The organism is Cupriavidus respiraculi (genome assembly GCF_914271545.1).
Taxonomy (GTDB): domain Bacteria; phylum Pseudomonadota; class Gammaproteobacteria; order Burkholderiales; family Burkholderiaceae; genus Cupriavidus; species Cupriavidus respiraculi.
Genome location: NZ_CAJZAH010000001.1, coordinates 586,289 through 601,711, shown reverse-complemented (window position 1 = coordinate 601,711; position 15,423 = coordinate 586,289). Strand labels below are relative to the sequence as shown.

The window sequence follows — 15,423 nt, the reverse complement described above, 5'->3', positions numbered from 1 at the left end:
CCGCCTATCTGTGCCACCCGTGTTGACTGATGATTGACAATTCCCTCGACCTGAACATGGTCCGGCTGTTCGTGACGATGGTGGAGGCGAAGACCCTCACCGCGGCCGCCGCGCGCAGCGGCATGACGCGATCCAATGTCTCGCGCCGCCTCAAGTTGCTGGAGCAGCATATGGGCGCGCAGCTGCTGCGGCGCACCACCCGGCATGTCGAGCTGACGGAAGCGGGCAGCCTGCTCTATACCCACGGGCTGCGCATGCTGGACGAACTGCAGGCGGCCAGCGCCTCGATCGACAGCCTGGGACAGTCGGTGCGCGGCGATGTCCGCATCCGCCTGCCGACGGGCCTCGGTCATCTGTACCTGACGCCCGTGCTGCTGCAGTTTGCCCGCACCTATCCGGACATTTCGCTGCGCGTGGTGATCAACGACTATATCGGCGACCTGATCTCGGCCGAAGTGGACGTGGCGCTGAAGATCACCTCGATGCCGCCCGAGGATCATGTGGCGCGCAAGATATGCGATGTCGGCTGGTGCCTGTGCGCCGCGCCGTCGTTCCTGGAGGAGAACGGGCCGATCCACCAGGCGGCCGACCTGCTCGAATGCGACCTGATTTCGCCGGCCTCGCTCGGGCGGCGCTTCGACCTGAAGATCACCGTCGCGGGTACGCCGGTCACGCTGCGGGTGGCGCCGCGCATCCAGTCCGGCGACTACCCGTTCCTGTTCGAATCCATGATGGGCGGCCTGGGCGTGGCGCTGCTGCCCCGCTATGCGGTGTGGCGGCAGATCGAAAGCGGCCAGATCGTCGAGGTGCTGGACCAGTGCGATCCGGAAGGCGTGGGGGACAGCATCTACATGCTGACGGCGCCGAACCGGTTTCCCACGCTGGCCACGCGCACGTTGATGGACTACGTGCGCTCGCACCTGGAGGACCAGTCGTGCGCGTGGAGGCGGGCCCGCCGGGGCGCTACTGGAGCTTGAGCAGGGCGGTGCGGACCACGCGCGCCAGCTCGCCGAGCTGGAAGGGTTTGCGCAGGGCGGTGAAGCGCTTCTCGGTGATCTTGGACACATCGACGTCCGCGTATCCCGTTGCCAGGATGACCGGCAGGTCAGCCTTGAGCTGATGCGCTTCCTCGATGACCTCCATGCCGTTCATGCCCGGCATGGCGTAGTCGACGATCATCAGGTCCGGGGCGTTCTGGCGCAGCCGTTCCAGGCCGCTGGGGCCGTCGGGCGCGTCCGTGACCTGATAGCCCATGGTCTGCAGGCACTCCACCAGCATGGTGCGCACATCGTCGTCGTCCTCGATGACCAGGATGCGCCCGGTGTTGGGCGCATCGACATCGGCGGCCGCGGCCACGTCGAGGTCCAGCATTTCCCGGGCCGCGCGCGGCAGCCACAGTTCCACCGTCGTGCCCTTGCCGGGCTGGCTGTCGATGCGGGCGGTTCCCCCCGCCTGCCGCGCGATGCCATAGACCTGGCTCAGGCCCAGTCCGGTGCCCTTGCCGACAGGCTTGGTCGTGAAGAACGGATCGAAGACCCGGGGCAGGATGGATGGCTCGATGCCGGAGCCGGAATCGGTGACGCTGACGACGACGTAGCGGCCCGGCTCCAGCGTGGCGTCGGGAGCCGATCGTTCGGTCGCGTAAATGTCCAGGCGCCCGCCGCCGGCCATGGCATCGCGCGCGTTGATTGCCAGGTTCAGTATCGCCAGCTCGAGCTGGTTGGGATCGGCCTGCGTCCACAGGTCGTCGGAATCGCAATGCGTGGCGAACGCGATGGTGGACCCCAGCGAGATCGAGATGATGTCGCGCATGCCGTTGAGCAGCGAGGCGACATTGACCGCCTTCAGGTCCAGGTTGCTGGTGCGCGAAAATGTCAGCAGTTGCGCCGTCAGCTTGGCGCCGCGTTCGGTGGCGCGCTTGACCGTGGCGGCCATCTTGCGGATGCGTTCGTCGTCGCTGACCAGCGCGAGCAACTCGGCATTGGCCATGATGATGCTCAGCAGGTTGTTGAAGTCGTGCGCGATGCCGCCGGTCAGCTGGCCCAGCGCCTCCATCTTCTGCGACTGCACCAGCACCGCCTGCACTTTCGCCCGCTCGTGGATCTCCTTCATCAGGCGGTTGTTCGCCGAGGCCAGTTCGTGCGTGCGCTCCTCGATGCGGCTCTCGAGCGATTCGTTCAGGCGCTCCAGTGCCTGCTGAGCCTCGACCCGTTCGATCAGGTGCTGTTCCGATTCCGCCAGATGCCGGCGCGCGTCGTACTGCCGGGCCCGGGCGCGCAGCGACGACGTCACCGCGCGGCGCAAGGTTTCCGAATTGAGAGGACGTTCGAGCACGAGCACATTGCCCAGGCGTTCGAGCATGTCGATGCCCACGGCGCGGCGGCCCTCGGCGAGCCGGCGGGACAGCAGCACCACGGGAAAATCCGACCACGCCGGCTGCCGTGCGAGCCACGCAGCCAGTGCGCTTGCGTTGTCCGGGCGCAGGGCCTCTTCCGTGACGATCGCGACACCGGCGCCGCGGTCGAGTTCGGCCACCAGGCCCGGCATGTCGGGGCATGGCAGGCAGCTGCGCCCATCCGTGCGCAACACGTCGGCGATGACTTCGGCGTCGCGGCCGAAGGGGGCCACCACCAGAGCGCGAAACTCCATGCCTCAGGTCCCGGGCAAATCCGGCGTCGCGCGCGAGGACGAAAGCATCGCGGTGTCGCCCTTGTACACCGGCAGCCCGCTCAGGATGCCCTCGAAATCCCGCAGCGATTCGCCGACGTTCACGCCGCCGCGGTCCAGCCGGAATTCGCGGATCGAGCGTTCGTGCCCGCTGGTGCGGCTCTTGACGGCCGTCACGGCCGTATGGACATGGCCCTGGCGCTCGAAGTAGCGGAACAGCACCACCACGTCGCTCAGATAACTGATGTCGATGTCGCTCTGGACTTCGCCGATGACACCATGCTGCCCCAGCACCAGCATCGTGATGACGCCGCGCTGGTTCAGGTACGTCAGCAGCTCGTGCATCTGCAGCAGCAGGTGCCGCTCGCCCGGCATGGCCTGCAGGAAGGCGTTGAGGCTGTCGATGGCGACGAAGCGCACATCGTCCTGCTCCACGCTGCGGCGCAGTTCGCTGGTGAATTCGCCCGGCGAAATCTCGGCGGGGTCGACCTGGCGCAGGGTCAGCAGGCCACTGTCGAGATGCGGCCGGAGGTCGATGCCGAGCATGGCCGAACGCCGCAGCAGCGTCATGCGGGTTTCGTCGAACAGGTAATAGACGCAGGGCTCCCCGCGTTTCAGCGCCGCCAGCAGGCAGGAAGCCACCGTCGTGGTCTTGCCTACCCCGGACGGTCCGACCATCAGCGTGTTGGTGCCCCGCACCAGGCCTCCGCCGAGCAGCGCGTCCAGCCCCGGCGTGCCGGTGGTCAGCGCTTCGGGCGCATATTCGCTGTGGTGCTCGGCGGCGATCAGGCGGGGGTAGACCTGGATGCCGCCCGTATTGAGCGTCATGTCGTGAAAGCCTTCGCGGAAGCGGATGCCGCGCATCTTGGCGATGCGCAGCCGCCGCCGTTCGCCGCCGAAGTCATGCACTACGTTGTCGAGCGAGATGACGCCGTGCGCGATGCTGTGCAACTGCAGGTCGCCAGGTTCGGAGCTGTTGTCGTCGAGCAGCAGAACGGTGCAGGCGCGGGTGGCGAAGTAGCGCTTGAGCGCAAGGATCTGGCGCCTGTACCGCAGCCCGCTCTGCGACAACATCCGCAGTTCGGACAGGCTGTCGAAGACCAGGCGGGTGGGCTTGAGTTCGTCCACCTTGGCGATGACGTCCCGCACGGTCTCGCTCAGTTCGACTTCGGCAGGCTGGAGCACGCTCTGCTCGAAGCGGGGATCCAGACCTTCGTCCGACAGCAGCTCGATGGTGGTGAACTTGCTGGCGTCCCAGCCATGGCTTTCCGCCACGGCGACCAGCTCGGCGCTGGTCTCGGACAGCGTAATGTACAGGCCAGACTCGCCGAGTTCGGCGCCCCTGAGTAAAAATTGCAACGCCAATGTCGTTTTGCCCGCCCCCGGCGCGCCTTCGACCAGGTACATGCGATCGGGCGTGAGTCCACCGCCGAGGATATCGTCGATACCCTCAATGCCGGACTGGATACGTTTCTGCGTGACGGGACGGTCGGTGGTTTGCATCTATGGGGCCGCGAAACTGCGTGCCAGTTGCCTCGATCCTGGCAGACGTCCGCAATTTCCAGGCCAGGGACATATCCCCCGTTGCCGGCGGCTCACAACGCCAGTGTCAGCCCCGGCCCGTCGGCCCACGACACGCAGGTACACATGCCTTGTGCCCGCATCGCCGGCGTCAGGCAGACGTCGCGGTGGATGGGCGCGCCCCCGCCTACCTCGGCATAGCAACTGCCGCACTCCCCGCGCTTGCAGTCGTAGGCGACCAATGCCCCCGCGTCGATCAGCGCGTCCAGGATGGACGTGCCGGGCGCGACTTCGACCGTCATGCCGGACAGCGACAGCGTCACCGTAAGCGGCCGGTCCGCGCTCGCCGCTCGTGCACCGAAGCTCTCGAAATGCAGTGCGTTCGCCGGCCATCCCCGGCGGGCGCCGGCATCCGCCAGCGCCTGCATCAGCGCCACCGGACCGCATGCATACAGATGGTGTCCCGGTTCATAGGCGCCGAGCACGGCGGCCGGATCGATCCGGCCCGCGGACGCGGACAGATGCACGGCCACCGCCTCGGGCGCGATGGCGCGCAGTTCGTCCAGCAGCGGAAGCCGGCCTGCATCGCGGGCCAGGTAGTGCAGCCGGAACGGGATGCCTTGCGCGCGCAGGGCATGGGCCATCGATATCAGCGGCGTGATGCCGATCCCGCCGCCAACCAGCGTGATGCGCGCGGATGCCGCCGGCGGCCGCAGTGCGAATCCATCGAACGGCCCGGCTACCTGCACCGGGTGGCCGACCGCGACCTCGTCGTGCAGGCAGCGCGAGCCGCCCTTGCCATCGGCCTCGCGCTGCACGGCGATGCGATAGCGGTCCGCCTTTCCCGCCGCGCCGACGAGCGAATAGCGGTTCTCGAACGATGTGCCGTCGGCGGCGGCAAAGCGCAGCGAGACATGGGCGCCGGGCGTCCACGGCGGCAGCGGCTGGCCGTCGGCGCGGCGCAGTTGGAACTCCTTGACGGCGGGGCCGTGTCCGACGATGGCCGTGACGACGCAATCCATGGCTGGTCGCCTCACGCGGCCCGCACGGGCGGGTTGAACGGCGAGGCGTCGAGGTATTCCCACTCCAGCGCTTGCAGGGTATCGCGCAGGATCCATTTGTCGACGCGGAATTCCCAGTAGCGCCTGGTGCCGCCGGTCTCGTTGCCGGGGTCCTCCTGGTCCCATTGCACCGTCGCGCTTCCTGTCAGTTGCAGCAGCTGGCCGTTGGCGAAATCGGGGATGCACAGCCCGGCGCGGGGATCGACCGAGAAGTTGCCCAGCGTGTTGAAGAGACTGTTGCCGGCATAGTCGGGGATGCGCAGCGTGGTGGCATCCACCACCTGCACGAACCCGGGGGTGCCGCCGCGGTGGGAGGCGTCGGCGCCCGCGGCCGGATGGCGGCTCGCCACGAACACCGTGTCCGCCGCGCGCACGATCTGTTCGACGGTGCCGCGCAGCACGGCGCCATACGCGGCCTGCGCCGGCAGTCGAGGCTCGCCCACGTGGCGTAGCTGACGCCGCTGGATGTACTTCGGGCAGTTCGGATAGGCCTCGCGGATCGCGACTTCCGCGGCCCGCCCGTCGATCTGACTGACGGAGCCATTGACGCGGTAGCGGCGCCGCGAACTCAGCTCGATGAACAGCATGCCGAGGTCCGCCCCGGCGGCGATGTTGGTCCATAGCGGATCGTCGGGGTCGCGCGTGCTCGCGGGCACGTCGAGCACGATGGACCGGCCGTCCGGTGTGGTGACGAAGCCCGGCTTGCCGAACAGCACCGAGGCCCACAGGTCCCCCGCCGCATCGACGCTGGCGAGCGCCACCATCGACTGCTTGGCGATGAACGGCCGTGCGCCGGCAATGACCGCGTCGGACAGGACGGCGATATTGCGGTCCGCGATGGCGGCTTCGCCGGCGCTGCGCTGCACGGCACGTTCGCCGCAGTGGAATGGGCTGATGTCGCTCATGGCGGCTCCTCGGAATCGGGCATCGATCGTTGCTGGTGCCGCCATTCTGGGAAATAATCCGCGCAACAAGAATAGTCGCCCGACGCAAGTCATAGTTTCGCGGAGAGTAATGGATGGACCAGATTCACCTGATGACCGTGTTCGTCGCGGTCGGGGAAGGGCAGAGCTTTGCCGCGGCCGCGCGGCGGCTGGACCTGTCTCCCGCGGCGGTCACCCGCGCCATCTCCGCGCTGGAAGACCGGCTTGGGGTGAAGCTGCTGATGCGCACCACCCGCAGCGTCAGGCTGACGGAGGCGGGGCGCCGCTACCTGGACGATGCCCGCAACATCCTGGCCAGCATCGCGGAAGCCAACGAGGCGGCGGCAGGCGTCAATGCGGCGCCGCGCGGCAACCTCTCGGTAACGGCGTCGGTGCTGTTCGGCAAGACCTACGTCACGCCGTGCATCGTGGAATTTCTCGATGCCTACCCGGAAGTCGAGGTCTCCGCGGTCTTCCTGGACCGCCTCGTCAACCTGATGGACGAGGGCATCGACGTGGCGGTGCGCATCGGCCATCTGCCCGATTCCAGCTTGCGGGCGCTGCGGGTAGGCCAGGTGCGCCGGGTCCTGTGCGCATCGCCGGCCTACCTGGAGCGGCACGGCACGCCCGAGCATCCGGCCGACCTGCTGCGCCATACGCTCATCGCCGCCACCGGCATCTCGCCGCGCGCCGAATGGAAATTCGGCGCGCTGGAGGATCCCACCATGGTGCGCGCGAGCCCGCGGCTGACGGTCAACAGCAACGACGCCGCCATCGAGGCGACGGTGGCGGGGTTGGGCATCTGCCGGCTGCTGTCGTACATGATTGCCGACCATGTGGCCGACGGACGCCTGCGCATCGTGTTGCCGGACTATGAGGAGTCGCCGTGGCCGGTGCATGTGCTGCACCGCGAGAGCAAGTACGGCTCTTCGAAGGTGAGGCACTTCATCGACCTGCTGGCCGCCCGCCTGCGCTCGCACCCCGAACTGAGCTGAGCGTCGCATCCTTGCGCACGAAGGAATAATCAATTCACCCCCGTGGCATTTCCCTCGTCCTGCGCGGTGCCTAGACTGGCCTCGTCGCATGCGCACCGCATCGCACTGGCCATCGGCACAGGCCATCGACCACAGACGAACGGGAGTTCCACATGAAAGCAGCCATCATCATTCTGTCCGACCCGAAAGCCGGCGAAGACGCGCTCGGGCGCATGTTCAACGGCCTGGCGGCCGCCTATGACTTCAAGCAGAAGGACACCGAGGTCGGCATCTACTTCCAGGGCACCGGCACGCGCTGGCCCGGCGTGCTGGCCAATCCCGAGCATCCGATCCATGCGCTGTACAAGGCGGTGGAGGACACGGTAGTCGGTATCTCGTGCGGCTGTGCCGATGTCTTTGGCGCCCGGGAGGAGGCCGAGCGGGCCGGCTTCGACCTGATCACCGACAACAGCGTGCCGGGCACCTCCGGCCTGCCGAGCATCGCCCAGATCGCGGCGGACGGCTATACGATCTTCACTTTCTGAAGTCGCGGGGGAAATGGGGTCGTGCGCTGGCTAAAGAACCGGCCGACGGTGCCGACAACCGACGTGTTGCCTCACTCCATTGGACCGATCCCATGACCGCGATTTCCCCCTTGACCGCGCCCGCTCGGGAAGCCCTCGTGCCCGCGCCGCGGGCGCTGGCCGAGCCTGGCGATGCGCCCGGCGTGCCCGACGCAACCTCGACCACGCTGACGCTGGGACAGTCCGGCGGCGAGGCGGCGGCGTACTCGCTGGCGCAGCTGTCCCCGACCCCTGTGTGGGAGCGTTCGGCGCGCGACGCCGTGTCGTCGCGGATGGCGGCCAATGTCCAGGGCGCCCGGCTCGGCAATCGCTTCGACGGGTTGGGCGCGGCATTGCTGGAGCGTTTCCGGTTCGACGGCAACGATTTCTCGCAGTCCGTCATCCGGCTGCCGGCCGGCACCCCCGTGGACCGCGTCGACGATGCGCGCTTTCACGCGCCCGCGGACAACGAGATCGCGCTCACGGTAACCACCCGCGGGGGCGCCACGGTGGCCGTCACGCTGGGCAGCGACGCTGACCGGCTGTCGGTACGGATCGCGGTGACGGGCGGCGAGCTGTCGGAGGACGAGCGCACGGCCCTGGCGGCGCTGTCCGACGGGTTCCAGCAGGCCATCGACGGGCTCGCCAAGGTACCGCCGCGGCTGGACCTGGCCGGCGTGCTGCGGTTCGACGGCGAGGCGTTGTCGTCGGTCAGCCTGCATGCCACTGTCCAAGTGGGCCACGACAAGCGCCAGACCATCGATCTGGTGGCCGACGACAAGCGGCGGTCGCTCACCGCCAGCGGCGCGCTGGGCACCATCGCGATGGACGTGGACGTGACCGGCGCCGCGATCGTCGGCAACGAGGCGCAGCGCCAGGCCGCGCTGACCCGCTATCTGCACACCTTCGACCAGGCGCAGCGGCGCGGTCAGGGCGACGCCGACCTGATGGCGCTGTTCAAGGACGGCTTCGGCGCGCTGCACGGCAATATGCCGGCAGTGGCCGCGACGGCGCAGGCCACCCGCCTGGGCGCCGGCGATCAGGGCATGCTGACCGGACTGGCGGATTTCTCCGCCTCCGTCACGCAGACGCGCCGGTCCGAGAACCCGCTGCGCAGCGACGAGGTCGATGCGTTCTCGTACCGCGTGTCCCAGCAGACCGAGGTGCGCGGCTCCGGCCCGCTGGACCGCACCATCCGGCAGCGCCAGGAAGCCACGCTGGATGCCAGCTTCCATCGCTCGCTGACGCCGGACACGACGCTGCTGCTCGACGCCAGCCGACATTCGCAAAACTATGCGTACGAGCGCATCCACGACACCGCCAGCAGCGACATGACGCTGGCGTACGAACAGGGCGTTCTGGCAAAGGCATCGCTGACGCAGTCGGCCAGCGAGTGGCAGCGCACGCAGACCTACCGCTTCGGCAAGCTGGAGGAGGACTCGACCGTGCCCTCCTCGCGTTCGCGCACCATCGACGTGCTGGCGCTGGTACGGGCCGCGGAAGAGAGCGACGCCTTCGGCCGCATGGACGACGATGCGCGGCGCGACAGGGTGCTCGCCGACATGCACGATCAGGTCCTGCTGCAGACCGACCCGGCTCGGCTCGCCCGCTGACGCACGACGGCGATAGTGCCGCCGCGCACGGGGGCGTGGCCGGGACGGCCCCCATGGCGCCGCGGTGCGTTCCTCTTGCCGGAATGCGTCTTCCGCGCCGGCGGCGGCGCGGCTACAGGCCCAGCTCGCTCAGTCCGGGGTGGTCGTCCGGGCGGCGCCCTAGCGGCCAACGGAACTTGCGGTCCGCCTCGCGGATGGGCATGTCGTTGATGCAGGCAAAGCGGCGCTGCATCAGCCCGTTCTCGTCGAACTCCCAGTTCTCGTTGCCATACGAGCGGAACCAGTTGCCAGAGTCGTCATGCCATTCGTAGGCATAGCGCACCGCGATGCGGTTGCCGTCGTGCGCCCACAGTTCCTTGATCAGCCGATAATCCAGTTCCTTGTTCCACTTGCGGGTCAGGAACGCCACGATCTCGTCGCGCCCGTTGGCGAACTCCGTACGGTTGCGCCAGGCGCTGTCGGCGGTGTAGGCAAGCGAGACCCGCTGCGGGTCGCGCGAGTTCCAGCCGTCTTCCGCGAGGCGCACCTTGGTGAGCGCGGTGTCGCGGGTAAAGGGCGGGACGGGCTGGCGAACTTCTGGCGCTTTCGACATATGTAGGCTCCTTGATGAGGGCGGGGGACCGCGGGGACCGGCGGCATCGTCGCGCGGGCGGGGCAAACTCTGGCCCCTGGGCGATAGACGCATGATCCGGCAAGCGCGGGCCGCGCGCAGCCACGCCCGGCGAAAGTTTGTGTTCCGGAAGGCTCAAGAATGGGGGGGCGCGACAGCGCCATGGCGGCACCACCGCTTCGGGCCCGCCGGTCGCCGTCGCCTGCTGCCACGTCCTTCAGCTCAGCGCTTTCGCCTTGAGCAGGCCAAACTCCTGCTCGGTGATGGTCCCGGCATCGAGCAGGGCCTTCGCGTCGGCGATCTGCTCGGCCGGGGATCGGGCGCCAGCGGCCTGGCGGATATAGGCGTCGGTCTCAGACCTGGCGCGCTCCAGCCGCTCCCGTTGCCGCGCCGCCATGCCGGCGCCGCGCGCGACGATGTAGACGATCGCGGTCAGGGGCGGTGCCAGGACCAGCGCGATCAGCCAGATTGCCTTGTAGACGCCGCCCAGCTCCTGATCGCGGAACAGGTCCGCGAAGATCTGGAACAGGATCAGCAGGTACGCCACCAGCACGAAGGTGGACAGCATCAGAAGAACGAGATCCCAGAAATTGGTCATTTGGTGGCCTCCTGTGGTGCTGCGCGGAGACGGCCCTGCCGCGGCGTGCAGCGAGGGAAAAGGCAGCCGTTTCCCGCGTCTTTGCCTAGTCAAGCAGACAGCAAAAAACCGGCGTGCTGATTTTTTTCGCGATCCACGGTCACGGGTGGTGATTTTTTTCGCGGGCGTTGCGCGGTGGCCCCGTGCCACTACATCAAGAAATGTTGATTGCAAGTTGATTTAATTTCGCTTTCTGGCTACGTGCAGGGTAGGGCAAATCGAGGTACCGCCACGCCCCTTGACGCTTACCCGCTCCAGGCATATGCCAAACCGTCGACTCGCATCCACCGCCGCACCGAACCGCCATGGGCCCTGGGCCACATCCGTGCCGGTCGCGTCGTGCTGCACCGCAAGCCCTTGCGCCGGCTGCACGTGCCGCTGCGCGATGCCGCGCTGCCCAGGGTCGCGATCGTGTCGATGTACGTCGGCGCGGCCGGCGAACTGGCGGAGGCGGCAGCGCAGGCGGGCATGGACGGCATCGTCGTCGAGGCCACCGCCTCGGGCCACGTCAACGCAGCCATGTACGACGCCATCGGTGCCGTGCTCGACGGTGGGCTACCCGTTGTCGTCTCCACGCGGATTCCGTCCGGCGGGACGCGGATCGGTTATAGCTTCCCCGGCTCCTCGCACCGTCTCGTCGAGAAGGGCGCGGTACTGAGCGACGACCTGTCGCCATGGAAAGCGCGGATCCTGCTGATGCTCGCGCTGCAGCATGGCTGGCGCTCGCGCGAAGCGCTGCACGCGCTGTACAGCGACGAGACGGTGCTGGCTTAACCCATGCCGCAACGCGGCGACCCTGCCTGACACGGCCGCTGGTCGGGCCACGGTGGGCCGCATTCGCCGTCATCCGCCATTTGAGGGATTGCCGGTCGCGCTCCCAAAGACCTTAATTCGAAGCACAACCACGGTGCTTCGCATGGCCGCCGACCGCGCGGCCATCCAGGAGGGCCCCACAAGATCAGGGAGACCGTATGAACGATTCGGGCGGCGTCCACAGGACGCCTGCGTCCGCGGCAAACGTATTGCTGGTCGGACCGGTCAGGAACTGCGGCAGCGGCATCGCGCGGGAAATCCGTCATCTCATGAGGGTATTTTCGGTGTTCCGATCGGTCGCCGTATTGCTCGTGGAAAGCGACTCGTCCGACGATTCGCTCCGTGAACTGCGCAAGCTGGAGCGCGAGATTCCCAACTTCGCGTTCGTCTCCATGGGCGCGCTTGCGCCGCTCCATCCCATCCGGTGCGATCGCATCGCGCAATGCCGCAACGTGTACGTGGAGATGGTCCGGAACGATCCCCGCTACCGGCATATCGACTACGTGCTCAGTGCCGACCTGGACGGCGTCAACGATGGCCTGACCGCCGACGCGGTGCTGTCCTCCTGGCGCACTGACATCGACTGGGCCGGGGTCACCGCCAACCAGACGCTCGGCTACTACGACATCTGGGCCCTGCGGCACAAGGCATGGTCCCCGGTGGATTGCTGGGATGCGTACCGTTCCCTTGTCGACACCGTGGGGCCGCGGCAGGCGCTGGAGGCCTGCGTGGCATCGAAACAGATGCGCATTCCGCCCGAGGCGGGTCTGATCGAGGTCGAATCCGCCTGCGGAGGCTTTGCGATCTACAAGCGGGACGCCTTCGTCTGCGGCCGCTATGTCGGGAAGGACGAGAACGGCAGGGAGGTGAACGAACATATCGCGTTCCACGCCGCGCTGCGGGCCAACGGCCACCGCATCTATATCAACCCGGCGATGATCAATGCGGACTACAACGAGCACACGCGCCACAAGACGCGGCTCGGCCACCTGCGCAAGGAATTCATGTGGACGGTGCGCGAGGCGGCCGACCGGCTGCACTGCCGGGGCAGGCTGGAGGCCGTGGTGGCCGCATGCAAGGCGGCATTCGCGGGCCGAGGCGCGCTGCCGGCGAAGGTGGCGGGCCTGGCATCGGCGCCGCGCGCGCCGGACCATGCCGTCGGGAAGAAGCGGGCAGGGTAGGGACTATCATGGGCCTTTGCCCCGCCCCAGGGGCGCCCGGCCCCGACGGCGCGGGCGCCGGCGCGGCGTCCCTCTTGCAGAAGGAACGTTGGCCATGACGCGTGTCTGCGTACCCGCTGAAATCTCCGCACAAGTGCAACGCGCGCTGGCCGTCGTCGAAAGGCGGCTCGTCCCGACGCTGATCGCGGTTCATTTGTATGGCTCTGCCCTGGACGGCGGCCTGAAGCCGTTCAGCGATATCGACTTGCTGGTGACCGTCGCCGCGCGCCTCGATGACGCCTTGCGGCAGGCGCTGATGACCGAGCTGCTGGACGTGTCAGCGCCGCCCGGGCAGAGCGGTGCGCTGCGCGCGCTCGAAATCACGATCGTCGTGCGCGACGATGTCGTGCCGTGGCACTACCCGGCCAGGCGCGAATTGCAATTTGGCGAATGGCTGCGCGAGGACATTGCGGCGGGCCGCTTCGAGCCCGCGCTGGTCGATCCGGATCTGGCAATACTGCTGACCAAGGCGAGGCAAAGCAGCATTGCATTGTTCGGCCCGCCGGCCCAACGCGTCTTCGATGCGGTGCCGGAATACGATTTCTACCGGGTTCTTTCCGATACGCTGAATCTCTGGAATAGCCCGGCGGATTGGGAAGGGGAAGAACGCAATATCGCGCTCACGCTGGCCCGCATCTGGTACAGCGCCGCGACCGGCGCCATCGCGCCAAAGGCGATCGCGGCCGATTGGGCCATGGCACGCCTGCCCCCCGCGCACAGCGCTGTCCTGCTGGAAGCGCAGCACGCCTACCTGGGGCATGGACAGGACCGCATGGCCCTGCGCGGCGCCGCAATGGCGGCCTTCGTCGACCATATCAAGAAAGAAATCGGTGCGGCGCTGGAGGAAAGGGGCCATGGAATGGGAATCAAGCGCGGAAATGACGATGCGCCCGGCGCAATAGAAAAATGACACCTTCGAACTGCCGAAAAAGTCCACTCCGATAAGCGGTCAATATCGGGTTCTTCCAATACCATATAAAGCAAGGTTATCCGTCACGGTTTTTGGTTATCATTCGCGTTTTTGCCGGCGCTTGCTCTGACCATCACGTCCAGAAACGGGTATCCAATTGGCCTTTCAATTTCCTCCGCGCACCTTTCGCTTCCAGATGGCCCTGGTGTTCGGCCTGCTGTCGGTTCTCGTCGGACTGCCGACCTACTGGTACATCAGCAACCAGCACCGGACGCAGCTGATCGAGAACAAGCGAAAGGCGCTCGAGGCCATGGCTCACTCCGCGGCCACCGTGCTGACCGAGAACCTGGCGGAGCGGCACCGCGAGATCGAACTGCTGACGCAAAGCCCTCTGTATCGCCGCACGCGTTTCGACGATGCGGAAGTGCGGGCCAGCCTCGAGCGGGTCAAGCAGTCGTACACGCACTATTCGTGGATCGGCGTGGCCGACGCGCAGGGCCGCGTCCACGCCGCAACCTCCGGTCATCTGATGGGCGCCGACGTGTCCAAGCGCCCCTGGTTCCAGGCGGGGCTCACCCGCAGCTTCGTTGGCGATATCCACGAGGCGGTGCTGCTGGCCAAGCTGCTGCCCAATCCCACGCCGGACCAGCCCATCCGCTTCATCGACTTTTCGGCGCCGATCCGGGACGACGAGGGGAATGTCAAAGGCGTGCTGGGCGCGCACGCCCACTGGCAGTGGGCCGGCGCGCTGCTGCGCACCGTCACGCCGGAGCCGACGGACGGCCATCAGATCGACGTCTTCATCCTCAACCACAAGGGCGAGGTCATCTATCCCGAGAATCCACCGGCAGGTCTCAAGGCGCCCAGCCTCGACGCGCTTGCCGGCGGCGCCCACAACCGCTTCATGGACTGGGGCGACGAGGGCCAATACCTGACCGCCTCGGCCATCGTGCAGGGCCCCGTGGCCTCCGACGCGCTGGGCTGGCGCGTGGTGGTGCGGCAATTCGACGATACCGTGCTGGCGGAAGTGCGCTCCTTGCAAAGGGTCAACCTGCTGACGATGGGCGCGGCGGGCCTGGCATTCCTGCTGCTGGCCTGGGTGGTGGCGGACCGCGTCAGCCGTCCGGTGGAGTCCTTGACCCAGACCGCGCGGCGCATCCAGCGCGGCGACAGGAACGTGCGCTTCCCCGAGACCTTCTGGGCCCGCGAGCTCCAGCGGCTGGCCGAGGCCCTGCGCGGCATGTCCGGCACGCTGATCGCGCAGAAGGAAGCGCTGGCGCGCAGCAACCAGGATCTCGAAGCCAAGGTGGCGGCAAGGACGGCCGAGCTCGAGGAGCTGAACATCGAACTGGAAAAGCAGGCACGCACCGATACGCTGACCGGCCTGCCGAACCGCCTGCGCACGAACGAGCGGCTGGCCGAGGAGTTCGCCCGCTTCCAGCGCCACAAGGTGCCGTACTGCGTGCTGGCGCTGGACGTGGATTTCTTCAAGCGGGTCAATGACACCTATGGTCACGCGGTAGGCGACGACGTGCTCAGGCATGTTGCCAGGGTGCTGCATGCCACCATCCGCCAGAGCGATTTCGCCGGGCGCATCGGCGGAGAGGAATTCCTCGTCGTCCTGCCCGCTACCCGGCTGGACGTGGCGATGGACGTGGCCGAGAAGATCCGCCATGCCATCGCGCAGGCGCCGGTCGATCCGGTCGGTGCCATCACCATCAGCATCGGGGTCGAGGAAGTGGCCGAGGGCGACGCCGACGAGCACGTAGCGGTCACCCGCGCCGACGACTCGCTCTACCGGGCCAAGGCGGCCGGGCGCAACAGGGTCGTGAGCCGGCCCGCCGCGGCGAAGATCGACGTCTGATTGCCGGGGCAGCGCGCCATGCGGCGCCTGCCGCTGCCCGGCGTTGC

General features: G+C 67.5%; 14 protein-coding genes. 8 read left to right on the top strand and 6 right to left on the bottom strand.

The annotated features are described in order from the left end of the window. Positions 1 to 29: 29 nt before the first annotated feature. The gene (locus LDO27_RS02615; protein WP_224039455.1) at positions 30 to 977 is read left to right on the top strand and encodes a LysR family transcriptional regulator; all 948 of its coding nucleotides are present in this window, start codon (positions 30 to 32) and stop codon (positions 975 to 977) included. On the opposite strand, the gene LDO27_RS02610 is transcribed toward LDO27_RS02615, so the two are convergent. The 4 genes from LDO27_RS02610 to LDO27_RS02595 all read right to left on the bottom strand — a co-directional run bounded on the left by LDO27_RS02610 (position 964) and on the right by LDO27_RS02595 (position 6,154). Next, positions 964 to 2,649 (bottom strand): ATP-binding protein, encoded by a 1,686-nt coding sequence (locus LDO27_RS02610; RefSeq protein ID WP_224039453.1) that lies wholly within the window; start codon positions 2,647 to 2,649, stop codon positions 964 to 966. The two genes, LDO27_RS02615 and LDO27_RS02610, sit on opposite strands and share 14 nt — an antisense overlap. A 3-nt stretch (positions 2,650 to 2,652) precedes the next feature. Further along, a complete protein-coding gene (locus LDO27_RS02605) occupies positions 2,653 to 4,170 on the bottom strand; it encodes an ATPase domain-containing protein (protein WP_224039450.1) in 1,518 nt (505 codons plus the stop codon). Positions 4,171 to 4,262: 92 nt separating this feature from the next. Further along, entirely contained in the window at positions 4,263 to 5,210 is a 948-nt protein-coding gene (locus LDO27_RS02600) for a PDR/VanB family oxidoreductase (protein ID WP_224039448.1), read from the bottom strand. Between the two features lie 11 nt (positions 5,211 to 5,221). Then, positions 5,222 to 6,154, bottom strand: coding sequence for a pyridoxamine 5'-phosphate oxidase family protein (locus tag LDO27_RS02595; protein ID WP_224039446.1), 933 nt, complete (start codon positions 6,152 to 6,154; stop codon positions 5,222 to 5,224). A 113-nt stretch (positions 6,155 to 6,267) separates the two neighbouring features. On the opposite strand from LDO27_RS02595, the gene LDO27_RS02590 reads away from it, so the two are divergent. The 3 genes from LDO27_RS02590 to LDO27_RS02580 all read left to right on the top strand — a co-directional run bounded on the left by LDO27_RS02590 (position 6,268) and on the right by LDO27_RS02580 (position 9,322). Continuing rightward, a complete protein-coding gene (locus LDO27_RS02590; protein ID WP_224039444.1) occupies positions 6,268 to 7,167 on the top strand; it encodes a LysR family transcriptional regulator in 900 nt (299 codons plus the stop codon). 152 nt (positions 7,168 to 7,319) lie between these two features. Further along, entirely contained in the window at positions 7,320 to 7,691 is a 372-nt protein-coding gene (locus LDO27_RS02585; protein ID WP_224039442.1) for a DsrE family protein, read from the top strand. A gap of 92 nt (positions 7,692 to 7,783) precedes the next feature. Beyond that, positions 7,784 to 9,322 carry a hypothetical protein gene (locus LDO27_RS02580; RefSeq protein WP_224039440.1) on the top strand — a complete coding sequence of 513 codons (1,539 nt, stop codon included), beginning with the start codon at positions 7,784 to 7,786 and terminating at the stop codon, positions 9,320 to 9,322. Positions 9,323 to 9,434: 112 nt separating this feature from the next. Here the strand turns inward: LDO27_RS02580 and LDO27_RS02575 are convergent, their stop codons facing one another. Both LDO27_RS02575 and LDO27_RS02570 read right to left on the bottom strand, forming a co-directional pair. Continuing rightward, positions 9,435 to 9,914, bottom strand: a complete 480-nt coding sequence (locus LDO27_RS02575) for a nuclear transport factor 2 family protein (protein ID WP_224039438.1) — start codon at positions 9,912 to 9,914, stop codon at positions 9,435 to 9,437. A 235-nt stretch (positions 9,915 to 10,149) separates the two neighbouring features. Further along, a complete protein-coding gene (locus tag LDO27_RS02570) occupies positions 10,150 to 10,530 on the bottom strand; it encodes a hypothetical protein (protein ID WP_222206111.1) in 381 nt (126 codons plus the stop codon). Positions 10,531 to 10,908: 378 nt separating this feature from the next. Here LDO27_RS02570 and LDO27_RS02565 point away from each other — a divergent pair, with 378 nt between their 5' ends. The 4 genes from LDO27_RS02565 to LDO27_RS02550 all read left to right on the top strand — a co-directional run bounded on the left by LDO27_RS02565 (position 10,909) and on the right by LDO27_RS02550 (position 15,376). Beyond that, complete coding sequence (locus LDO27_RS02565) at positions 10,909 to 11,343, top strand: L-asparaginase family protein (RefSeq protein ID WP_224039436.1); 435 nt, start codon at positions 10,909 to 10,911, stop codon at positions 11,341 to 11,343. A 308-nt stretch (positions 11,344 to 11,651) separates the two neighbouring features. Continuing rightward, complete coding sequence (locus LDO27_RS02560; protein WP_224039434.1) at positions 11,652 to 12,563, top strand: hypothetical protein; 912 nt, start codon at positions 11,652 to 11,654, stop codon at positions 12,561 to 12,563. Between the two features lie 94 nt (positions 12,564 to 12,657). Beyond that, positions 12,658 to 13,512, top strand: a complete 855-nt coding sequence (locus LDO27_RS02555; RefSeq protein WP_224039432.1) for an AadA family aminoglycoside 3''-O-nucleotidyltransferase — start codon at positions 12,658 to 12,660, stop codon at positions 13,510 to 13,512. 157 nt (positions 13,513 to 13,669) lie between these two features. Then, positions 13,670 to 15,376, top strand: a complete 1,707-nt coding sequence (locus tag LDO27_RS02550) for a sensor domain-containing diguanylate cyclase (RefSeq protein ID WP_224039430.1) — start codon at positions 13,670 to 13,672, stop codon at positions 15,374 to 15,376. The last annotated feature ends 47 nt before the right edge of the window (positions 15,377 to 15,423 follow it).